This window comes from Streptacidiphilus neutrinimicus (assembly GCF_000787815.1).
GTDB lineage: Bacteria > Actinomycetota > Actinomycetes > Streptomycetales > Streptomycetaceae > Streptacidiphilus > Streptacidiphilus neutrinimicus.
Map to the genome: position 1 here is coordinate 51471 of NZ_BBPO01000018.1, position 21737 is coordinate 73207.

Genomic DNA, 21737 nt, shown 5'->3' on the forward strand with positions numbered 1-21737 from the left:
AGTTGGCGTCGGGGCCTCACCGTCCGAGGCCGTGGTCGGGATCCGTCTGGCCGGTCCGGCGGGCTCGGCTGTCGTCCGGCTTCGCCCGCTTGGTCGGGGACGGGGCGGCAGAGAGGTTGGCCAGGTGCCGGACGCGCCAGGCCAGCACGGCGGTCTCCGAGTCGGCGGTCTGCAGCTCCCGCATGGCACGGGCACGCTGCAGGAGGTCGTCGGGGTCGTGGCCAGCCTGTTGGGCCTCGTGCAGTGACGCGGCCAGCGCGTCCCAGGTCGGTTCGGCGAGCAGCCGCTCGGCTTCGGGGAAGGTGGAGCGCACCGTTGCCGCCTGTCGGTCCCGGGCTGGGGCGGGCAGGCGCTGTCCCCTCTCGCGCATCGCCTGGAGGGGTTTGCGGGTGACGGTGCGGTAGACGGCCCGGTACCTGGCTGCGCTCTCGGCCGCGGCGGCGGCTTGCTGGGCGTTGCCGCGTTGGGCGTGGTGGTGTTCGGCGGCGACTGCGAGCAGGATCAGTGCGCCCAGCAGCCAGGCGGTGACGCCGCCGTCCTCGCGGCTGAGCGAGAAGCCGGCGCCGAGCAGGTCGCGGGCGGCGCGGCGCAGCGAGGTGTCCTGTGCGCGGGCGGCGCGGACGTGCGAGAGGGCTACTCGGTCCCAGGCCCGCGCGGCGGACAACAGGTCGGCCCGGGTATCGGCGGAGGCCGTCTCCGCCAGCGCGTGCACCACTTCTACCGTCTCGCGGATGACGCGGGCGGAATCCGCCTCGTCGCCCTGTTCTACGACGATGATCGCGGCCTCGATCGCCGTGGTGGCACGGCGTCGGGCAGCGGCGGGCGTCGTGCCGGCGTCGTCCGGCATCTCGACGGAGGCGGCGTCGGCAGGATGATCGGGAGGTGCTTGGAGCTGCGCGAGGACCTGGTTGGCGGACAGGCCGAGCCTTGACCCGGCGAACCAGATGGGGGTGCCGTCGGCGGTGGTGTCTCCGACCGCTGCGACCTTGTAGCCCTGGACGTCCCCGCTGGGGAAGTACCTGACGTCGCAGAGCACGCCGGCCTGCCGCAGATGGGCGAAGAAGTCTTCCATCGTGGTGGCGCCGACCATCGCCTGGCGGACGGCATCCTGGAGGACGGTGCGGGAGGGCTCCGGCTGGCCTCGGCGTTCGGCCTTCGCGATCTCCCCTCGCTTGGGCCTGGGCGGGGCGGTTCCGTCTCCGGAGTTGAGCTGCCGCAGGCCGAACTCGCGCTCGATCTTGCGGCATTCGGCCTGGGCCCGTTTGGCGTCGTCGTGGTGCCGCGGCGCGCGGCCGTCCTGCGCGGCGAGGGTGGCCAGGAGGTGGATGTGGTCGCTGGCGTGCCGGACGGCGACCCAGCGGACGTCGCGGTTGTCCCCGTAGGGTGCGAGGCCGGTGGCGTGCATGATCCGGCGGGCGACCTCCCCCCATTCTGCGTCGGACAGGATGCGGTCACCCGGGGCGGTCCGCACCGGGCAGTGCCAGACGTGGCCTTCGTCGGGGTACTTGCCGTCGTGGCGCGCGAGCACCGGCAGGTCGAGGCGCTCGGCCATAAGCCGCATCAACCTCTTGGACTCGTCGCTGCCGTACGGGTGGTCTCCGGGGTCGGGAGTGAGCAGCGGAGCCCATGAGGCGACCAGGTGCTGGTCGGTGTGCTCGTCGAACCTGCCCGGCCCGAAGAAGTAGTCGATCAAGCCGTACGTGTCGTGGCCGGGCTTCTCCCCGATGTCAGGCACCACGTGGCTGCCTTCCGATCAGCTCGGCGGAGCAGTCCTCCACCTCGCCGGCGACGCGGCTGAGGCGTTGGAGGACGTCTTCGAGTTGAGTGCGGACGGGGTCGTCGATCACGCCCGTGATGTTGGCGATCCTCGCCAACTGGTTGAGGTTGGTGCCGACGCGGGAGAGCTGGACGGTGGCCTCCGCGAGCATGTGCACGGCGTCACTGCGGCCGAGCAGGTACGGGCGCACTCCCTGGCCGAGCCGGGCGAGCGCCAGGGCAGCGTCGGCGATGAAGGCCGCCGGGCGCAGCCCGAGGGCGCTTGCCGTGGCCTGCACCTCCTCGAACTCGGCCGCGTTGTAGCGCACCTGGGGGCGGAGGGTCCGAGCGCCCTCCGCCCGTCGCCGGTAGGCGAGGCGGGGGGCGAGGAGCGCCGAGACGTCGGCGAGGCCGTCGACCGCCTGCTGGGGGCCGCCCTCGGCACCCGGCTTCACGTCCTGCGCCCCCTGGCGCGGGACGTCCTCCGCCACCCCCGGGGCGGAGGCAAGCCCAATCGTCAGCCCCTCGGGCTGACGATTGGTATAGCTTGCTGCCGCGCGGTGGGCGGGCGGACTGCCCGCACCGCCTGCGCCGTTGGGCGAGCTCAAGCCGCCATCCCGCCCCGTCGGCGGCCCGGTCGGCGTGCGTGCGCCAGGGTGTCGACCGCGAAGTCGAGGGCCTCCTCGGTGCCGTCGAGGGCGATGACCGGCCCGGTGTCCTTGCGCCGGACCAGCCACCCGCCGTCGGACTGGCGTCGGGCCACGGTGACGTGCCCGTACGCGATCAGGTGGCGCATGAGGTCGACCGCCTGCTCGGCCTTGGTGCTGCTCGGCATGATGTCCTCGTCTCGGAAGTAGCACTGTCTGGTCCGCCACGCGGACCAGACCGGTCTGGTCCTCAGCGGCCTCGGGGCGGGGGCTCGCCTCGTTGCAGGGCGCGCAGGACCTCGCCCGCCCTCTCGTTGCTGATGGTCCGACCGGTGCCGCGGATCGCCTGGACCACGATCGGCCGGTTGAGTCGGCCGGCCTCGGCAGCAGCCTTCCGGCCGATCGAGACCAGTGCCTGGAACTCCGGGTCCTGGACCGGACCGGACCGGCTGTGCTCCGGACCACCTGCGCGGACCGGACGAGGCTGGCCTTGCGCCGGACCGACTGGACCGGCCGGAGTGTCGCTGCGGACCGGACCAGGCTCGGCTTCTCGGTCCGGTCCAGCCTGGTCACCCGCCGGGCCGGCCGCCCGGACCGGACCGACACCGCCTTCGCGTGCCGGACCAGACCGACCCGTCGCCGGAAGGGCCTCGCCCTCGCGGACCGGTCCGGACCCGCTGTCCTCCGGACCAGTTGCGCGGACCGGACCAGGCGGCACCCCCACCGTGTCGGCGGTCCGGACCGGATCGGACCGGTCCTCCGTCCGGCCATCGCTGCGGACCGGACCGGAAGAGCCGCGCGCCGGACCGGAAGAGCCACGCGCCGGACGGGGCTGGCCCTGTGCCGGACCGGCCGCGCGGACCGGACCGACACCGCCTTCGCGGACCGGACCAGACTGGTCCTCGGCGGGACCGACCGCCTGGACCGGACCGGACGAACCCTGCGCCGGACCGGACTGACCCTGGGTGTCCTTGCGCAGGATGACCTTGGTCTGGTCCGTAGCGAGCAGTTCTGCGCGGGTCGGACGGATGGCTGCGGACCGGACTGCGGTCGCCTCGGCGGCTGGCGAGTCATCGTGCCCGTCCAGCCGGGAGAGCGTCGCGCCGCTGCTATTCGGCTTCGCCGGCTCCGGACCGTCTTCCTTGTCTTCGCCGCGCATGTGTCGGGCGATCACGATGTAGAGGTGGACGGCGCCCCCGAGCGCCAGCGGAGCCAGCGTGGACAGGGCGCCGACGGTCCAGTTACCGAGCCGCAGCAGGTTGGAGCTGGTCTGGGCCGCCTGCTCCTGGTTCAGCCTGATCGCGTGGAGCGCGTTGGCCCAGACGGAGGCCGTCGTCGCGGTCCCGAACAAGCCCCAGGCGTACAGGCGCGCTCGGAAGGGGGCTTCGCGCAGGAGGACGAGTGCCCGCACGCCGTAGCCGATGAATCCGTCCAAGAGCAGCGGGAAGAGGTAGCTGAGGGTCGGCCGGATGTGGATGGCCACGGCCATCTGGCGAAGCGCGTCGTAGGACAGGGCGCTGCCGGCGGCGCCGAGCGCGAGGATCGCGACGAAGTCGGCGAAGGACACGCGCTTCACGCGGCCCACCTCTCCGCCTGGGTCAGCAGGCCGGCGGCGTCTTGGACGGCGTGGGCCTCGACGTCGTCGAGTTGGCGGCCTTCCGCATGCTCGGTGAGCAGGTTGCGCGCCCACTTGTTGCTGACGTTCAGCGTGCGGGCGAGGCGGGACGTGGGCAGGCCCAGGTCGTAGACCACCTCGACGGCGAGGTTGCGGTCATCCTTGGACAGGAGGTGGGCCTGGTCGCGGGCGAGCACGGCGATCACCCTGGATCGGCTCCCCGTCTTGGCGCGACGGTGCCAGGGGCGTCGTTCCTGCTGGGTCAGGCCGCCGCGGACGCCCTGGGTCTCGGCGAGGGCGAGCGCGTCGAGCAGGCATTCGGCACGGACGGGGCAGACGGCGCAGACGCGCTTCGCCTCGGCCTGGACATCGACGGCCTTGGCGTCGGGGTAGAACATGTCGGGCTCGGGGTGCCCGGCACACGCGGCGTCCACCTTCCAGGTGATGTCGCTGCTTTCGGGCAGGGGCAGGTCGTTCTCGTGCATGGGTGCGGTCTCCGTAGCCCTGGGCGCGGGACGTGGGCGGCGCCGGGCGGGTCGGTGCGAAGTTGGTGGGCGGCTGCCGCCGGTCAGCGGGCGGCGGGGGCGACTCTGCGGTCGCTGCCGTCGAGGGGGATCACGGTGCTCATCTGGCGCAGGCGGGAGGTGACGCGGTCGCCGAGGACGTCGCGCAGGTCGCCGGGCATCGGCCTGGGGCCGACGGGCAGGTTGCTCGTCATGATCGTCGGGAGCATCTCGCGGTACCGGTAGTCGATGAGCCGGTAGGTGACCTGCTCGGTGAAGGGCGTCACCCCTCCGACGCCGAGGTCATCCAGCAGCAGCAGCGGCGCGCGCTTGAGGAGCTCGAACTCCCTCTCGCCGTCCCCTGTCTGGCGCGGACGCATCATGGCGTGCAGCTCGGCGCTGGTCGTCTCGCGCCACGACAGCCGTACGCCCATGGCCAGCAGCGCCCTGACCGCCCCGTACGCCTGGTAGGTCTTGCCGGTGCCGGTGGGGCCGATCAGCAGGATCGAGGGCGCGTGGTGGATGCCGGGGCGGCCCTGGATGCCGGGGCGACCCGCGTCGGCGACCCGCCTGGTCCAGGCGGCGACGTCGGGGTGGGTGGCCTCGGCCTCACGGAAGAGGTACGGGATGCGGCGCTCGGCGGCGTCGAGGGCGTCCTGCGGCAGGTAGGCGCGGTCGTCGGCGAGCTCGGGCAGGGTTCGCAGGTCCATGCCGCGAGTGCGCAGGATCGTGGCCATCTTGGCCATCAGGCCGGCGGCGCGCTGGGGCTCACGGTCCATCACAGGCTCCCTGCGTAGGCGTCGGCGGCGACGGGGTTGGTCCAGGCGTGGTGAGGCTGCCGTGCGGCGGGCACGGCGGCGGGGCGGGGGTTGTCGGCTTCGTGGACCATGCTCGGCAGGACGGACGGGGACAGGGGCTTGTGCCAGTACCGCAGGAGTCCGGCGTGGATGCGGTCGGGCGCGACGCCCTGGTCGAGCAGGCTCTTGATGGTCTTGCCGAGGTGCCCGCGCACTTCGCGGGAAGGCTGACGGTCGGGCGCGAAGGTGCCGGTGTACCAGGCGACCATCTCCTGGGCGGTCTGGCCCCGGGGAGGGGTGGGCGGCTGCAGCGGGGGCGCGGCGAAGCCGTCCCCGTAAGGGGTAGATCCGAGATCCTTGATCCCAGATCCAGGCGCGAGCGGCTCCGGAGTCCTCTGGAGAGGCTCCGGAGAGTGGCTCTGACCTGCGGTTTCTATGCCGTTCTCCCCAGCGGGGGGCGTGATCGTCTCGGGGCGGTGGCTGGACTGCTCGACGGTGCTGGAGTGCACGTGCTGGCAGCGTCCGCAGGCCCTGGCGGGGCCCGGCACGGGGTGGGTCGGGCAGGCGGCATAGCGGCTGGGGGTCGGGTGGGAGATCTTCTGGTGCTCGAACCAGCCGACGAGGTGGAGGTACTTCTTGCCGTCGCAGCCGGTGTACCGGCAGACGAGTCCGGCCTGCTCCAGTTGCTGGAGGTGGTCCTCGACGTCCTGCCAGGTGATGTCGTCGCGCTCGGCCCAGACGAGTCCCTTGATGGATCTCGCCTTGTCGGCGTGGCGGCCCTGGTCGTCGGCGTGGCTGATCAGGCCGATGAACGTCAGGACGGCGGGGATGCTGACGGAGCACACCCTGTCGTTGGACCACAGCTCCGGCTTGATGGTTCGGATCCTGGCCATCTCACGCCTCCCCGGAGGTCGCGCAGACGCAGAGGAGCTGTCCGGTGGTGAGGTCGACCTCGTGGGGTCGGCTCCAGTCGGCGTGGGGGTAGTCGGCGCGCACCCAGGCGACGACGGTTTCGGCGGTGGCGGGGCGCAGGGCCTGTGGCCGTGCGCCCCACATGAGCGCGGTGGCGGTCCAGCCGCCCTCGGGCCCTGCGTCGACCAGGCGCAGGGTGAGCGCGCCGGGGAGCATGGGGCGCAGCGACGAGGCGAGGCTGAGCGGGCGGGCGAGGGCGGCGGCGGGGTCGGTGCAGTCCGGTCCGCGCGTAGGCATGGCTGTACGCCGGGGGTGGGTCATGAGAGACTCCGGGGTTAGGCAGTCCGGCTGGCTGGTGATGAGGCAGGCCGGCTGTTGGATGTGGTCAGCACCGCTGACGTCGAGCGCCCGGGAGTTCCCGCTCCTGGGCGCTTCGTCGTTCGGCGCCGGTGTGTCGTCGGTATCGCGGTGGTTGCCTCCTGCGAAAGCGGCACCACGAGTCGCGGTGCCGCCGCCGGGTCGGCGACGGGGAAGTCTGCATGCTTCCGGATCGCTCAACTGCGCTCTTTTGGATTGCAGTTGAGTGGGTGAGCCGTCCGGCCACGCTGCGGGGCGGCTTCCAGTTCCGGCCGCTCTCGGGCGACGGGAGCCGTCTCGGGCCGTAGCCATCGCAGTGCCTACGGTCCAACGCTTCGGCTGTCGGGGCCTTGTTCAGGCGTCCCGGTTCGCGGTGGCGCGGCACGTTCGCGGGATCGCGGCGCGCGCGGACGCGCGAACTTCCGCCCCCTGGGCCTGTGCCCGTCTGTGCAGTCGACGCTTGACCATAGCTCCCCCTCGGCGCGTTGTATGGCCTCCCCCACCCCCACCTGCTACACAGGAGTGGAAGTGGTGGCGTAAAGCTACACCAGAGTAGCGCCAGAGGCCACAGGAGTAGAAGAAGTGGCTCCAAATGGGGGCCATCTTCTACCAGAGTGGCTATGCTGGCCGCCGACCAATAAACCGCGAAAGGAGGGGCCGATGAGCGGAACGCCACAGGGCAGCATCGCCAAACGGCTGCAGTGGCTGTTCGAGAATGTCCACCCATCGGGGCGCGGCCCCTACACGCCGACGGAGGTCGCACAGGGCATCCGAGAAGCCGCCGGCGAGCAGGGCACGACCCTGGGGGCCAGCACCATCGCAGCGCTGAGATCTGGCGCACGCGACAACCCGAGCAGCGAGACGCTCAGGGCACTCGCCGGGTTCTTCGGCGTGAAGCCCAGCTACTTCCTCGACGACGAAGAGGCCGCCGAACACACCCAGGCGAAGGTGACCGCCATCGCAGCCATGATCGACAACCAGGTGCTGTCGGTAGCACTCCGAGCCAAGGGCCTGTCGCCCGACAGCCTCCGCATGGTCGCCACCGTGCTCAACCAGGCGCGCAAGCTGGAGGGCCTGCCCGCCCCGGACGACGACGGCCTCGATCTCAACAACTGATACGCACCGAGCAGACCCCGCCGCACAAGCGGCGGGGTCTCGTCGTCTTACCCGGACACCCAGCCCTTGCCAACGGCACCTCAAAGATATTGTCCAGCAGTTGATTTGAGCTGGCGTCAGATAATGGTGATCGCGATCACATCGCTTTAAAGGCGTGGACCGCTACTCGGACGATCACCTACGATCGGGCCACTGCGGACGAGCAAGGGCCCGCCCACCAGTGATTATGTCTGCAACAACGGGGGTCGGCTATGGACATACCAAGAAAAAGATCATGGAATTCGAGCGTCTTCGTGCGGACTGTGAAGAACGCCTACAGCTCCTGCGCCTGCCCCACCGCTTCAATACCGGACAGCTCCTCAAAGCCCTGGAGGAGTACCGGGGACACCCGGTCAAGGTAAAACCCGTTGACACCGGGGGGAATCTCGACCTCCTGTGCGGAATGCGCGCGGAGACCCCGGACGGCGACATTCTTTACTACGAACGCCAGGCGTCGCAGATGCACCGCAACCACATCGTCGCGCACGAGGTTTCGCATGTGCTTTGGGACCACCCTGGCTCACTGAGCGTGGACCCGACCCGCGCGGCCAGCCTCGGCCTCGACCCGGCGCTCATCCTGCGCCTGTCGGGCCGAAGCGTCTACACCGATGAGGACGAGCTGGAGGCCGAGTACACGGCCACGCTCATCCGCCGCCGGGCGTACCTCGAACAGCACTACGCGCCGAGCGATCCGCAGGGCGCGGACGACCGGTGGGATGCCGTGTTCGCCCGCCCGCTATTGCCCGGCCCGAGAAAGAAAGGCCGACGTCGTTGATCAGCGTCATCTTCACCGGCATGCCCGTGATCCTGGTCGCCGGCGCCCTCTACTGGGCGCGCGGCCGCGGGGGCTACCGGCCCTTGGGGATCGGCAACCTCTTCTCGCTCCTGATCGGCTTCGCGTTCGCGTTCGCCACCTACTCTCCGCTCGTCCGCGACGCGGTGGACACCGTAGCCCCCGACCTCTCTCGGCTCCTGAGCAACACGGGCACCCTGGTCGCCGCGGGCTCGGTCCTCGCGTTCCTGCTCGTCATGGACCGCGGACCGGCCGCCCGCACCGCTATCCGCTGGTGCTTCGGCCTTCTCGCCGGCGCGCTGAGCGTCATGCTGGTCTCCTACCTCGCCACGCCCTCGCGGCCCCTGCCGGACGGCTCCCGGGAGGTCTTCCCGCCGGCGCACCTGCTGCCGGTAACCCTGGACATTCTACACCATCGTCTACGTCCTCTACCTGGGGGTCGCTGCCGGCGGCTGCCTGCGCCAGACCTGGCGGCAGGCCCGCAACAACCGCTACCTGAGCCGAAGGGTCGGACTGCGGGTCACCGCCGTCGGCTGCGGCCTCGCCCTGGTCTACACGCTCTACAAGACGGTCGACCTGCTCGGATCTCTGTTCCAGATCGACGTCCTGCCGGGCGGCTCCCGCAGGTGCACGTCGCTGATCACGCCGGTCGACTGCGCGTTCAGCGTCGCCACCCCCATCCTCTCCGTCCTGATGATCGCCGGCGGCCTGCTGCTGCCCGCGCTGGCCTGGCCGCTGATCCAGATGCGGCGGCGCCGCTGGGAAATCCGCTCGTCTCGGGCGTTGAAGCCGCTGTGGAGCGAGCTGACCTCGGTCGCGTCTCAGATCGTGCTGCTGCCCGAGGTCGGCGCCGCGGACGAGGGCGCTGACTACGAGCTGCACCGGCGGGTCGTCGAGATCGCCGACAGCATCATGGAGCTGCGGCCCCACCGCTGTCTGGGTGTCGCCGAAGAGGCCCGCCGCCTGCTGGCGGCCGAGGGCCGCGATCCCGATGCCGAGCCGGCCGTGATCGAGGCGGCCGTCGTCCTCGGCGCTGTCCACGCCGCCCGGCTGGGCCGCCCCGAGGAGTCCGAGCAGGCGCCGACAGCGCCGCGCACTCGCTCCGGCGATCTTCTCGCGGAGACCGAGTGGCTGCTGGCCGTCGCCGCGGCATACACCGACGACCCGATCGCCGCAGCCGCCGCGCTCAGGCAGTCCGACGCCGACTTCGTGTAAGGAAGAAGCATGACCAGCACCCCGCCGGACCGGAACCCTTACGCCCCCTACGCCGCGGCACGCTCAGCGCGCCCGGTCCAGGAGGTGCCCGACCGGTCCGGCCGGGTGCCCAGCATCCTGATCACCGGCGACGCCGAGGCCCGCGAGGCACTCACCTGCCCGGCGCTGTCAAAGGACACCGCGGCCTTCTTCGCCAACCGGCCCTCCAGCCGGAACCTGCACCCGGCGGTGGCCCACACCATGCTCGCCACCGACCCGCCCGCCCATACCCGGCTGCGCGGCCTGGTCACCAAGGCGTTCACCTCTGCCGCCACGGAGCGGCTGCGCCCCTTCGTCGAGAACCTCACGGCGTCCCTCCTCGACTCCTTCGCCGGCCACGACGAAGTCGACCTGGTCAGCGCCCTGGCAGTTCCGCTGCCGGTCGCGGTGATCAGCGAGCTGCTCGGCGTGCCGCACAGCGACCGTGACCGGGTCAGGGCCTGGTCCGCGAGCTTGTTCGCCGCCGGGGACGACGCGGTGATCGACGCGGCCTCCCACGAGCTCGCCGGCTACGTCGAGGAACTTGTCCGGGACAAGCGACGCGCCCCCGGCGACGACCTGCTCACCCAGCTCATCGCCGTGCGCGACGGCACCGACCAGCTCTCCGACGAGGAGCTGGTCTCCCTCGCGGTGCTCCTTCTCGTCGCCGGCCACGAGACCACCACCAACGCCATCGGCAACGCGGTGCTCGCCCTGCTGCTCAACCCACTCACGCTGGAGCAACTCCGTTCCCAGCCCGAGCAGATCAGCGACGCCGTCCCGGAGCTGCTGCGCTTCGACAGCCCGGTGGCGATGGCGACGTTCCGCTACGCGACCGAACCGGTCGAGCTGGCCGGCGTCCCCGTCCCCGCCGGCGCGCCCGTACTCATCGCCCTCGGCGCCGCCAACCGCGACCAGCGCCGCTACCCCGACCCGGACACCCTGACACTGGATCGCGCGGACGGCACTAGCCTGGCGTTCGGCCACGGCATCCACCGCTGCCTGGGCGCTCCCTTGGCCAGCCTCGAACTCGGCATCGCTCTAACCGCGCTCCTCACCCGGTTCCCCAAGATCGCCCTGGCCGTGCCGGAACAGGAGCTGGAGTGGCGCCGAACCCGCCTGGTTCGCGGACTCACCCGCCTCCCCATCCGGCTTCGCTGATCCCGCATCTGGCACGCAACCCGCCCAGCATCTCGTCCAGCCGCAGGTTACGCCCCGGATCGAACTGTGGCTGCCAGAGAGTGCAGGATGACCGACTCGCTGCTCTGCAGGCCGGATGACAGAGCAGTGGCGAGTTCCACTGGGAGCTCTCCTGAGTCCAGGCCGCAGGCGTTCACCAGCTCCTGGCAGGCGCGGAGTTGGCTCTTGGTGGCGAGAGTGGCGAAGTGGCTGTCGGCCAGGGTCTCGCGGGCGGCGTAGCCGTCGCGCGCGGTGCTGGCTCGTTGCGCGAGATCGTCGACGAGGCTGCGGGCTGACGCGTGATCCGCGCTGCCGATGGTGTTCAGCGTGGTGAGACCGAGGCGTATGTCGAAAACGGTCAGACCCGGCTTGGCCGCGTGTCGCAGGTAGTAGGCCACCAAAGCGGAGGAGGTGTCGGAGTCCTGGGCTGCGCCGTTGTGGCAGAGAGCGGCGAGGCAGGCGGTGACTTCTTGCTCCCACGGATCTCCTGGGGTGGTGGCGGTGAGGAGGTCTGCTGCACGCTGTGTGTCGTTGTCGACGAGGGCTGCGACGACGGCGACTTGGCGGCCGTCCAGCATCCGGGAGCCGATGCCGCGGTGCTGCTCGATGTGGGCCAGGGCTTCCTGCCAGCGGCCGGTGCTGGTCAGGGTGCGTGTGCCGTCGGCGAGCAGGACGCGCCACAGCCACGCCTGGACCTCTTGTCGGTCCGCCTCGGTCCGGCAGAGATCAGCGGGGACAGTGATGCCCTCGAAGGTGGCGTTGCCGCCGGAGTTGACCGCTTCGTAGAGGTCCAGGAGCCGCTGACGGCCTTCGTCCGCGTTGCCGGCGCGGATCTGCAGCCGGGCAAGGTTGACCAGAGGTTCCAGGCCCCGGATCGCGCTGGCGGCCGTGAGTGGAGTGCCGTTCAGGTAGGCGCTGGCGTGCAGGTGGCACATCGCCCTGGACAGGTCGGGGAGGCCCAGGTCGGAGGCGAGGAGTGCGGACTGGTTGAAGACGGTGGAGGCAAGTCCTTGCTCGCCTTGCTGTTCAGCCCTGCCGGCCAGCTCGGTCAGTGCCTGGACGCGGTCCGGCAGGGGCAGGCAGGCGGGCCGGTTTCGGGCGATGAGCGGGAACCGTCGTGCTGTCGGGCCGTCCGCTTCCATGTCTCCCCCTTGCGTGTGACAGTGCAGGTCAGGGTTGGTGGAGTCCGCCGCGTGGGTGGCGGACTCCACCGATATCAACCGGGCGCGGTCGTCAGCGCCAGTCGACGAGGATGCGGTTCAGGGGTGTGTCGATGGAGAACAGGCCAGGCTGCTGCTCGATCGGCGGCGCGTCGAGGTGCTGAATCTCGAAGGTCGCCTCGCGGCCGCGGTACTCGCGGTCCCAGGTCCGGATCGCGTCGGCGACCTGTGCGGCCAGCTCGTCGCTGCCGGGCCCGTGGCCGATGACTCCGAACTCCCAGAGCTTGCCGCCCTCGCGGGTCGTCTGCTGCAGCAGGCGGCGGGCGAGGTAGGTGACGGCGCCCTTGTCGATAGCGGCTGTGGACGACGGGTAGGGGTCGTCGGTGAGCAGGGTGCCCTTGGCCTCGGGACGGAACAGCATCCTGGTCAGTCCGGAGGGCAGGGAGCAGGAGACGAACAGCTCCATCCATTCGGGCGACTCCATGGCCTGGACCGTCATGCCGGTCCACTCCTCGGTGCGCGGCTGGTCCAGCGCGCCGGACAGGGCCTCAGGGTCGAGCGGCAGACCGGCGGGGGCTTGGAGCCGGACCGTTTCGTCCGCGCTGATGGGGATGATGCGGCGGTCGTCGTCGGCGATGCCCCGGCGCAGCGGCATGAAGGTGTTCATCTTGCTGCTCACGCTGGTCCAGCGGCCGTCGTTCTCCTCGTAGGCGATGGACCGGGAGACGCTGCCCTTCAGGCGCTGCGGCACGACGAGGCGTCCGCCGGGGGCGAGCTGGGAGAGCCAGGCGTGTGGGATGCCGTGGGCGCCGACCGTGGCGATGATCCGGTGGTAGGGCGCGCCTTCGCCGTGGCCGACGGCTCCGTCGCGGGTGAGTGCCTGGACGTGCGGGTACCCGGCGGCGGCCAGGTTGCTGCGGGCGCCGTCCACGAGGTCTTCGTCGACGTCGATCGTGGTCACCTGGCCGCTCTCGCCGACTAGCTGGGCCAGGAGCGCGGCGTTGTAGCCGGTGCCTGCGCCGAGCTCCAGGATGCGCTGGCCGGGCTGAGGGTCGAGCTGGTCCAGCATGAGGGCCACGACGGTGGGCTGTGAGGCGCAGGAGATGGCCTGGCCGTCGGCGTCGTACTTGATGTTGACCGGGGTGTCGGCGTACGCCTCTTCGAGGGAGGCGTCGGGCACGAAGAGGTGGCGGGGCACGGTGCGCAGCGCGGCCTCGACGGCGGATTCTCGGGCGTATCCGGACTCGCGGATCTTGTCGACCAGGGCGTTGCGAAGGCGCGCGGCCTCGGCCCCGTTGGGGGCGATCGTGTCGGTTGTCACCGCTGCGACGTTAGTGGCTGCGGGTGTGCTCGCAGCGGACGACGCGGTGTTGTCACTCGATCCCATGACTGCCTCTCGTGCAAGGGTGAACAGGGTGCTTTGGTCGCTGGGGAGGAGACCGGCGCGGTTGGCGTGGAAGATCAGGTGGTGGGCGATGACGGCTCGCAGCCCGCGTGTGAGCCCGGCCCCGGCGGCGAGGTCGGCCAGCCGCTCGCCGGTCCGCTCGAAGGCGTCCAGCCACAGGCTGTGCGCGTCGAGCGGGCCGCCGGGCCTGGCCAGGCTGTGGGCGTCGGCGGTCATCAGCGTCCGGACTGCCGAGGTGATTGCGGCGGTCTTCGCTGGGCGGACGCCGGGGCGGAGCGCAGCGGCTTGCCCCCACGCGTCGCCTTGCTCGTACCAGTCCAGTCGGGCGGCGCGCATCATGGCGCTGAGCAGCAACACGGCCGTCTCCCGGCGTCCCAGGTGCCCGGCGCCGGGCTGGTAGGTGAGCAGGTGGCGGCTGTCGCAGTGGAACAGGTCGTGGGCTGCGTCCATGGCGGGCTCGCCGCCGAAGGCGATGGATTCCGGCTCGTAGATACCGGGCAGTGAGGACTTCACCGTGCCGTCGTCGAGCAGGTCACGCAGAACCTCCTGGAGCAGCGCAGACGGCCGGTCCGCGCGGTAGCGCAGCGGCCAGGGCTGCTTGTTCATGAACCACCAGCCGTCGGCCTGTCCGGCGTCCTCGGCGGCCAGCAGGGCGGGGCCGAGCCGTTCGGCTATGGCGCGCTTGGCGCTCGTGCGGTTGATGAAGGTGATGTTGTGCTGCTGCCAGGGTGCGGGGGTCATCTGTGGGGTCCTTCTGTCGTGGTCAGGCGATGAGGAGGCAGGCGTCCCAGCTCGATATCGGCGGGGTGCCGCTCGCGGCTTCCGTGAGCGCCAGTGCGACGCCGGCTGCGCCGTTGAGGAATCCCGGACCGGCTGTCTCGTCGTGTACCAGGGCGTTGGCCACGGCCGCCGGATCGGCTTCCGGCGGGCAGACGGCGTCCAGGAGGGCGGGTATCGCGGCGCGGAGCTGCCGCGCCGTCAAGGGGCGGGCGTCGACGGCGGCGCGGTCGGCGATGTGAGCGAGTCCTGCGAAGCCGTGGCACAGCCCGTGGTCCGTGGTGGCCTTGAGCTGGTCGGAGTCAGGGAGCAGGGCGGCGGTGAGCGTGGTCTCGGCGTGGATCTGGCGGCGGGTGTCGCGGAGGGCCAGGGCGGCGAGTTGCTGGGCGCGGGCATGGCCGGCGGTGCCGTAGCACCAAGAGGGGCGTCTCGGCGCGGAGGGTTGGGGGCGTCCCTCGCGCGGTTCCGCGCGGGTGACCCAGTACGGCCAGGTGGCACCGGAAGGGTCGTCCTCCCGCCAGCGGTCCAGCCAGGCCAGGATCCGCCGCAGTGCGGCGTGGTGACCGCTCACGGTGTAGCCATGCCGCTTGGCCAGAGCCAGCAGCGCGAGGACGCCGCTGATGCCGTGGGCCATACCCGTGTTGCCGTGCCCGCCTGGGAAGCGCGGGTCCGGGCGGCCTGCCGGCCCGGAGTCGGTCCACCAGCCAGGCAGGTCCTCGCCGTTGACGGTGACCGGTTCGGTGAGGCGGGTGCAGTAGTGCAGCACCTTGGTGAGGGTGAGGCTGAGCGGGGCACGGTGCAGGAGGTAGGCGCCGTAGCCGACCAGGCCACGGATCGCGTCGAACTCGGCGAGTTGCGGCAGTCGACCGGCGTCGATACGGCGGTGTGCGGCGTCAAGGCGGCGTTGGACGTCGGCTTGGATCTGCCCGTCCATGCGCGCCAGGGTGCCCTGGTAGGCGCTGGGTTTGTGGTCGGCGGCACGGGCCACCGCGTGGGCCAGCGCGGGTACGCCATAGAAGGGGTGGCTGTCGGGTCCGATGGTGACCGGCCCGCTGGCGGCGGCGAGCCAATCGCGGGCGCGCTGCCACGAACTGAATCCGGCTGCGGCGCGCTCGATGTGCAGCAGCGCGATGCCCGCGGGTCCGTAGGCGAGCTGTTGCCGGTTCGAGGAGACGTCTTCGGGATCGGCGAGCAGGTCGGCGATCGTGTTCGCGACCTGGAGCGGGGCGGTGCGGGTCACGGCGTCCTCCGGGACATCCAGGCCAGGGCGGCGGCGCGGGTCAGGTAGAGGCAGATCGCTTCCTCGGGGAAGTCGACTGCCACGTGCCGCACGAAGTGGACGTGCAGCAGCGAGGACAGGACGTCGTCGAGGCGGATCCCTTGGCCGTCGGAAACGTGCAGGCGGGTCCGGTATGCGGCAAGAGCGTGGTCGCGCTCGGCCCACGCCGCGACGACGGCTTCCCCGCCCGGTGCGCCGCGCAGCGCGGCCCAGTCATCGGTCGGGTCGGCGAGCCAGACCGTCTCCCTGAACTGCGGGCGCGGTACCGGGCCTGGGGCGACCGCGAGGATGTGGGTGGACAGCCAGCGCATGGCGGCCTTGGTGTCGCCAAGGAAGGCGGCGGCGATGGCGATGGTCTGTGCGGCCACCAGAGCGCGCTGCGGCGGGCGTTGCCGCTGGGCAAGAAGGCCCAGGACTGCGCGGGAGTCGGCGCGGAACACCTCCTCTGCTGCCGTCCAGGCGGCTCCGGAGCCCCAGCGTCCCATCTCGCGGTACGAGGTGGGGAGACGCAGGTCCGACAGCAGTCCGGCCGCACGCAGCTCGTTGGCCCAGGTGCCGATGGTTCGGGCGGTGTCGGCGAAGGCGTCAGGGTCGGGCAAGGCGATGCGCAGCCGCAGGTGGTGCTGGGGGTCACGGAAGCGGATGAACCACCACGGCGGGCTGCCGAGACGATCGAGCAGGTCGGGAAGGTGTTCGGCGAGGAGGGCGTCCTGCCGGCGCAGGTCTCCGTAGAGGGTGGCGAGCAGCAGCGGGGAGACGCCCGGGGTCTGGACCTGCGCGGCGGAGAACCTGCGCGCGGGGCTCGGTGTCGGCAGCTTCGGCCAGGCCGGTGGGCGGACCGCAGTGAGCGGCACGACGACTTCGTGCGCCCGGCCCCCACACCAGCCGTAGGCGCTGGCGTCCGGGGTCTCCAGCAGTACCGCGACGCCAGCGCGGGACAGGTACTGCCGCAGCAGCGTCCGGTGCGGCCCCAACCCCAGGTCCAGCAGCAGACGCTGATCGCCTTCGGCCAGGAGGACCCGCTGCGGGAGACGCCGCCGGGTGCGCCAGTCGTCCAGGGCGGCGTCCCACCGGTCCTGCAGGCGATCACGACCGGGCAGCTCGGCGGCCTCCAGCCGCCACCGAGCCGGGGCGAGCACCGTTCGGCCGTGGCGCACCCTGGGCAGGAACGGCATGGCGCTGGCCGCACCCCAGTCAAACATGGTGACCTGGGCGGCCTGAGCGCGGGAGAGCTCGATCAGGAACCGGGCCAGGGGCGGTGTGTGCTCGCGCAGGTTCAGCGCGTTCATCCCCACGGCCTCGATTCGCTGGCTGCGTTCGGGGGCGGCCAGGTACATCCGGCGGCCGTCGCAGGCCACGGCCAGGTCCGCGGGGGTGAGCACGTCGCAGCGAGGGGCGCGGTGTTCCTGGACGCTGATCACGGTCGGCAGGACCTGCGGGGTCCGGGTGACGTGGGCGCTGCCGGGGTGAAGCGGAGGGAAGGACATCTGTGCGGCGATGGTGCCGGTGTCCGCGGCGGGAAGCTCGGCCAGTTCGACTTCGAGGCGGGCGCGGTCCTCCGGGGTCAACACGGTGAGGAAGCGGCCGATGGTGACGCCGAGGCCCCTGGAGACGCTCGTCATCTCCAGCTGGAATCGTCCGCGTTGCAGTTCCTCGGCGCTGGCTGCGTGGATACGGACGCCGACCTCAAGATGGGGCGGCAGGCGGGGCGTCTCTGGGCCCAGGTCCATCGCCGCGATCAGGTCGTCAGTGAGGAGCACTTCGTCGCGGCCGTCAAGGATGGCGGCCTGCGCGGCGCGTAACAAGGCGTCGTCCCTCGTCGAGACGCGGGACCGTCGTCCGTCGCTGGGAGTGCCCGGGTATCCGTCGGGCAGGCCGATGCCGCTGTCAGCGACGACCTCGGCGAGCGGCACCATCGTGCCGATTCCGAAGGTCTCGTAGAACCGGCGCTGGTATGCCTTCCACGCGGCGGTGCCGTAGGGCAGGGGGCTGACCCGGGCCAGGACGGCAGCGGCACGTTCGATCTCGTAGGCGACGTTCTGCGGCACCTCGACGTCGGCGCTCAGACGCAGGTCGAGCGCGAGAGGGTGGCGGCGCAGTCCAGGGACGGCGGCCCGCATCCGTGCGGCGGCGCGGGCCCGGCCGCTCCTCGTGTCGCAGCCGCGCAGGTCCCGCTGTACCGCGCCCAGTTCACGAACGAGGTCGGCGACGGGTGCGACCGCGCCGGCACGGGCGGCGTCGAGCTGGGCCAGCAAGTAGTCCAGGGCATCGGTCTCGGTGCTGGGTGCGCGCAGATTAGTGATCAACACCCTGTGCCGGATCAGCCCTTGGATGAGCCGCTGGGCACTGCTCCCGTCGGCGTCGGGGAACTCTGCGATCAGCTTGCCCGCGAGAGCGCCAACGCTGATGGGTGCCTGCGCCGCATCCAGAACGGCCCGGACCGGCGGGGTCAGAGACATGGATGCCTCAACGGCCCTGCGCCGATCGTTGTCGGTGTTGGACTCGTAGGGCACGATCAGCCGTCCGCCGCGCACCTGCACGGTGTTGCTGACGAGCACCGGCAGGCGCTCCACCAGCTCAGGGCAGGCCTCAAGCCGCTCGACCACGGCGTGCAGCCACTCCGCGCTAGCTCGCGCGAGAGCATGGTGTTCTGGTCCCCACGTCGCTCTGGCGCGCGGTCCGACGGTGGCCGTAGTGACGCCGGCGAACAGACCGAACGGCGTTGCCCTCTGCTCGGCACGCAGGGCATACCGGGCCACTGCGGCGACCGCGCGGCGAACGTCGCGGTCTGGTGGGGCGCTGGAGGAGAGCAGGCCACGCACCTGCGAGACGAGGTCCGGGCTGGCGTGCTCCAGGGCCTCGGTGAAGTCCGTCCCCGTCCAGACAGCACGGAGCCAGCTCAGGCGCGTCTCCGCGCTGAGAGGGGACGGGTCATCCAGTTCGGGGACCGGCGGGACATGGAGGTCCGGCACGGCGACCGCGCGCACGAGTGCGGTCTTGCCTGCGCGAAACGCGCCTCTCGAAGTCATCAGAGCCTCCAGGTCGGCCGGACGGCCGGTGCCTTCGCGCTGCAAGGCGCAAAGGCACCGGCACAGTTCTATGCCTGTTGCTGTCAGGCCACGTTGGTGGTGCAGGCGCCGCAGGTCTCGCCGCAGCCGTCGTCGGTCAGGTTGACCAGGCCGGCCGGGTCGGCGACCTCGACCAGGGTGACGTCCAGCTCGAAGCCGCTGACCTCGGTGTCCGGCTGCGCCTTGGTGATGTGCTGGATGTTGCTCATGTCGACTCCCCTTCGGAGCGCGGGAACAGAAGTGGTGCATTGCGGGCCGCTTGGAGCGGCCGGATGGGCTCACATCGGCGAGGTATCCCCTCAGTGCCATCGCCGACGTGAGCCGCTGTGACGTGCCGGGACGAGGGAGCCCGACGCATCACGGCCCTGCTGGTGAAGCAGGGCGCCTCTGCTGTGGGTTGAGCAGAGGGGTCATGGGAGGGGCCATCTCAACAGGGCCACGTAGACGCCGGCGGCGAGGAAGGCGGGCAGACCGAGCCCGTATGCCAGGCGGCGGATCCGAGAGGGCCGCCGTGGTGTGGCGTGCCGTCGACGTACCGGCACGGGCACAGTGCGCAGACGAGGCAGGTTGATCGCGCCAGCCGGAGGACACACGGAGACTTCGTAGCGGGCTTGGTCGTCGACGAGCGCGAAGGTGACCGGCAGCCCGTTGTCTAAGCGGCGGGCGGCGACGCGCTGCGCGCCGACGTCGGTCATCCAGTCCTCGGCGATGCGTTGTGCGGAGTCGTCAAGCTGCGCGGCGGTCTCCCACAACTTGCGGTGCAGCCACTGCAGGGCCGCGCTCGGCGTCGGAGCGGTGTACCGGCTCAGCCAGTAGCCGCCCTGCGTTCCGTCGACCGGGAACGCCGTGTGAGTGCACGCGTACGCGAGGGGAGTCAGCCGGTCGGCGCTTGCGCCGGCAGAAGGGGGAAGAGTGCTGGTCAGCATGCTTCATCTCCTGTCGGGATGGTCGCCCACACGGTCTTGCCTACGGGGTTTCGGTCGCGGAAACCGACTTCCGTGGCGAGCATTCGGACGAGCGTCAGTCCGCGCCCGCCCTCGTCCTCGGCGGCGGCGATGACGGGCCTCGGTTGCTTTTCGCGGCTCGGGTCGGAAACCTCAACGATCAGCGCCTGGTCGTCGCTGAGCAGCGCGACGTGGACCAGGTGCTTGGTATCGCAGTGGCGGATGGCGTTGGTCAGCAGCTCGCTGACGATCAGCTCGATGTCGTCGATGGTCGCGGGCGGGACGCCGATATCCGTCAGGGCCCTGCGGGACTGGTGCCGGGCGAGTGCGACGGCCTTGGGGTAGGGGGTGAACCACATGTCCCATACCTCGGCTCGCGCAGCCTCAACTTGGGTTGCCTGCGTCATGGCGTTGGCCTCTCGCGTCCGGACTTCCGCAGATCGCGGGGAATCCTCAAGCGCGGGGCCTGGCAGGCACCCTCGACCGTCTCGCTGGCGGGGTGAAGGCCTGCCGCGGCGAGCAGCAGGTCGCGCCGGCGTTCCCAGTCCGAGGCGCTGCGACGAGGCGTGGTCATGACGCCTCCTGCTCGTCGAGGCGCAGGAGGTTCGCCAGCTCGTCGCGCAGCGCCTGCGCGTCCTCGGCGGTCAGGACGAGCGTGGTCTCAGCCACGCACACGCGGGAGCCGACTCGGCGCAGTCGCACGGGGACGGAGATGCGGCCGGCTTGGGTCATCTCAGGAGTGCCGGGGGCGCGTTCGACGCGCCATGCCCGTAACGTTCCGTGCGGGGGGTGACGGTTCGTCATGCTGTCACCGTAGAAGCACGGTTGGTGAGCGGCCCTGAGGAAAAATCAGGGCTTACAACTGGTCAGGGCTGAGTGATCTTTACGCGGTCATGCCGATGTGCTGCGCCACGGCCCTCAAATCCTGCCGCCACATGGGCTTTTCCCGCTTGAGCAGGTCAGCGACGGCCTCGCGGACCAGGGGCGAGTAGCCCACCTCTTCGGGTGACTGGTCGGTGATCCGCTTGAGCATGTAGACGGTGGCAAAGTCGTCTCGCTGGATGCGGTTGCAGTTCATGACCTCGATCAGGTACCGGGTCCGGCGCTCCAGCGGCAGGTCAGGGTTACCGTCCTCGACGGTGTCGGCCACGCGCAGGGCCTCCGCCGTGTCGCCCTCTTCGGCCCGAAGGTGCACCGCGTGCATGGCCACATTGGTCGGGCCGAAGCACGTGTGCCAGTCGTTGCGGTCCTGGCCGATTCGCAGCGCCATGCGCTCAGCCCCTCGGTACAAGTCCCAGGCGACTGGGCCTTGGTGGGCGCGTACGGCGGCGACCGACGCCTGTAGGTGGAGCGCTCCGTAGGCAGACAGGTGCTCGATCGGCGCGTCGTCGCTGGGCGTGCAGTTGGCGATCGCCTCCCTGGCCAAGGCGACGCTGTCAGCGACCTCGCCAGAGGACGTCAGGACGCAGGACAGGTTCCACGTCGCAGCGGCGAGCAACGCGGGGTCGCCGACCTGGTCCGCGAGCGACAGCCCGCGGTCGGCGGCGACGCGGGCCTGCACAGGCTCGCCAACGCGCCGAAGCCAGATCTGTGCCAAGCCGTACATGGAGATCAGGAGGGCAACGGCCTGCTTCTCCTGCTCTTCGCCTTCGGCGTCACGCACGGCGGCGTAGCCCTGCCGCAGCAGGTTCGGCAGCCGGCGGCCGACTTCGGCGTACCGGTCCTTGGTCTGGGTCTCGTAGACCAGCCACGCGTCATCCACAGCTTGTCGGTACTCGTCCACAGGCACCTCGCTGATGCCGGACGGCAGGAGGGAGAATGGCAGCGCGAGTACCCGCCGGATCGCGGGAACTGCTTCGTGCTCGGTCTGCGGCCCGGACACGGCGCCGGTCAGCACCCCGCCGGTCAGGTCCGCCAGGTCGCGGATGTGCAGCACACGGGCCAGGTCGATGAGGACGGACAAGCGGTCGATGGGCAGCACGCCCTTCTCGACCTTGTAGGCCCAGTTCTCGGACCTGCCGACGAGCTCTGCCATGGCCTTCTGCGACAGCCCCGCGCGCTCGCGGTAGTACCGAATGCGCTCACCGACGCCGAAGTCCTGCTCCAAGCCCATGACCTGAGTTCCCCTCAACCGCGCGCAGCCGATGCAACCCTCCAC

Annotated in this window: 20 protein-coding genes; 4 read left to right on the plus strand and 16 right to left on the minus strand. The window is 71.0% G+C overall.

Annotation, left to right across the window (positions count from 1 at the left end):
* Positions 1–16: 16 nt before the first annotated feature.
* From TR48_RS14390 to TR48_RS14425, 8 genes are all read right to left on the minus strand, one after another.
* Positions 17–1738: a relaxase/mobilization nuclease domain-containing protein gene (locus tag TR48_RS14390; RefSeq protein WP_042366843.1), complete on the minus strand. Its 1722-nt coding sequence runs from the start codon at positions 1736–1738 to the stop codon at positions 17–19.
* The gene (gene mobC / locus TR48_RS14395) at positions 1728–2246 is read right to left on the minus strand and encodes a plasmid mobilization relaxosome protein MobC (RefSeq protein ID WP_052442675.1); all 519 of its coding nucleotides are present in this window, start codon (positions 2244–2246) and stop codon (positions 1728–1730) included. Before mobC ends, TR48_RS14390 begins: the two co-directional genes overlap by 11 nt.
* Positions 2247–2359: 113 nt before the next feature.
* Entirely contained in the window at positions 2360–2590 is a 231-nt protein-coding gene (locus TR48_RS14400; RefSeq protein WP_042366844.1) for a hypothetical protein, read from the minus strand.
* Positions 2591–2652: 62 nt separating this feature from the next.
* Complete coding sequence (locus TR48_RS46815; protein ID WP_439654468.1) at positions 2653–3978, minus strand: DUF2637 domain-containing protein; 1326 nt, start codon at positions 3976–3978, stop codon at positions 2653–2655.
* Positions 3975–4502, minus strand: a complete 528-nt coding sequence (locus TR48_RS14410) for a WhiB family transcriptional regulator (protein ID WP_052442676.1) — start codon at positions 4500–4502, stop codon at positions 3975–3977. Before TR48_RS14410 ends, TR48_RS46815 begins: the two co-directional genes overlap by 4 nt.
* An 83-nt stretch (positions 4503–4585) precedes the next feature.
* Entirely contained in the window at positions 4586–5299 is a 714-nt protein-coding gene (locus tag TR48_RS14415; RefSeq protein WP_236652146.1) for an ATP-binding protein, read from the minus strand.
* Entirely contained in the window at positions 5299–6210 is a 912-nt protein-coding gene (locus TR48_RS14420) for a hypothetical protein (RefSeq protein WP_042366846.1), read from the minus strand. Before TR48_RS14420 ends, TR48_RS14415 begins: the two co-directional genes overlap by 1 nt.
* 1 nt (position 6211) lies before the next feature.
* The gene (locus TR48_RS14425; RefSeq protein WP_042366847.1) at positions 6212–6526 is read right to left on the minus strand and encodes a hypothetical protein; all 315 of its coding nucleotides are present in this window, start codon (positions 6524–6526) and stop codon (positions 6212–6214) included.
* Positions 6527–7246: 720 nt separating this feature from the next.
* On the opposite strand from TR48_RS14425, the gene TR48_RS14430 reads away from it, so the two are divergent.
* The 4 genes from TR48_RS14430 to TR48_RS14450 all read left to right on the plus strand — a co-directional run bounded on the left by TR48_RS14430 (position 7247) and on the right by TR48_RS14450 (position 10928).
* Entirely contained in the window at positions 7247–7702 is a 456-nt protein-coding gene (locus TR48_RS14430) for a helix-turn-helix domain-containing protein (RefSeq protein ID WP_042366849.1), read from the plus strand.
* Positions 7703–7976: 274 nt separating this feature from the next.
* Positions 7977–8516 carry a hypothetical protein gene (locus TR48_RS14435; RefSeq protein WP_042366851.1) on the plus strand — a complete coding sequence of 180 codons (540 nt, stop codon included), beginning with the start codon at positions 7977–7979 and terminating at the stop codon, positions 8514–8516.
* A 432-nt stretch (positions 8517–8948) separates the two neighbouring features.
* Positions 8949–9749, plus strand: a complete 801-nt coding sequence (locus tag TR48_RS38895) for an MAB_1171c family putative transporter (protein ID WP_369405580.1) — start codon at positions 8949–8951, stop codon at positions 9747–9749.
* Positions 9750–9758: 9 nt separating this feature from the next.
* Entirely contained in the window at positions 9759–10928 is a 1170-nt protein-coding gene (locus tag TR48_RS14450; RefSeq protein WP_042366855.1) for a cytochrome P450 family protein, read from the plus strand.
* A 47-nt stretch (positions 10929–10975) separates the two neighbouring features.
* Here the strand turns inward: TR48_RS14450 and TR48_RS14455 are convergent, their stop codons facing one another.
* The 8 genes from TR48_RS14455 to TR48_RS14485 form a co-directional block, all read right to left on the minus strand.
* Complete coding sequence (locus TR48_RS14455) at positions 10976–12088, minus strand: hypothetical protein (RefSeq protein WP_174501696.1); 1113 nt, start codon at positions 12086–12088, stop codon at positions 10976–10978.
* A 91-nt stretch (positions 12089–12179) separates the two neighbouring features.
* The gene (gene fxlM, locus TR48_RS14460; RefSeq protein WP_042366857.1) at positions 12180–14252 is read right to left on the minus strand and encodes a methyltransferase, FxLD system; all 2073 of its coding nucleotides are present in this window, start codon (positions 14250–14252) and stop codon (positions 12180–12182) included.
* Positions 14253–14274: 22 nt separating this feature from the next.
* Positions 14275–15528 carry a lanthionine synthetase C family protein gene (locus tag TR48_RS14465; RefSeq protein WP_042366859.1) on the minus strand — a complete coding sequence of 418 codons (1254 nt, stop codon included), beginning with the start codon at positions 15526–15528 and terminating at the stop codon, positions 14275–14277.
* On the minus strand, positions 15525–18470 hold the full coding sequence (locus TR48_RS14470; RefSeq protein ID WP_042366959.1) for a lantibiotic dehydratase: 2946 nt from the start codon (positions 18468–18470) through the stop codon (positions 15525–15527). The genes TR48_RS14465 and TR48_RS14470 overlap by 4 nt, the downstream gene beginning before the upstream one ends.
* 209 nt (positions 18471–18679) lie before the next feature.
* Entirely contained in the window at positions 18680–18844 is a 165-nt protein-coding gene (locus TR48_RS40455) for an FxLD family lanthipeptide (protein WP_084729400.1), read from the minus strand.
* 201 nt (positions 18845–19045) lie between these two features.
* Positions 19046–19561, minus strand: coding sequence for a hypothetical protein (locus TR48_RS14475; RefSeq protein WP_042366861.1), 516 nt, complete (start codon positions 19559–19561; stop codon positions 19046–19048).
* Entirely contained in the window at positions 19555–19938 is a 384-nt protein-coding gene (locus tag TR48_RS14480) for an ATP-binding protein (protein ID WP_063770988.1), read from the minus strand. The genes TR48_RS14475 and TR48_RS14480 overlap by 7 nt, the downstream gene beginning before the upstream one ends.
* A 524-nt stretch (positions 19939–20462) precedes the next feature.
* Positions 20463–21692 (minus strand): helix-turn-helix domain-containing protein, encoded by a 1230-nt coding sequence (locus tag TR48_RS14485; protein WP_042366865.1) that lies wholly within the window; start codon positions 21690–21692, stop codon positions 20463–20465.
* Positions 21693–21737: the final 45 nt, after the last annotated feature.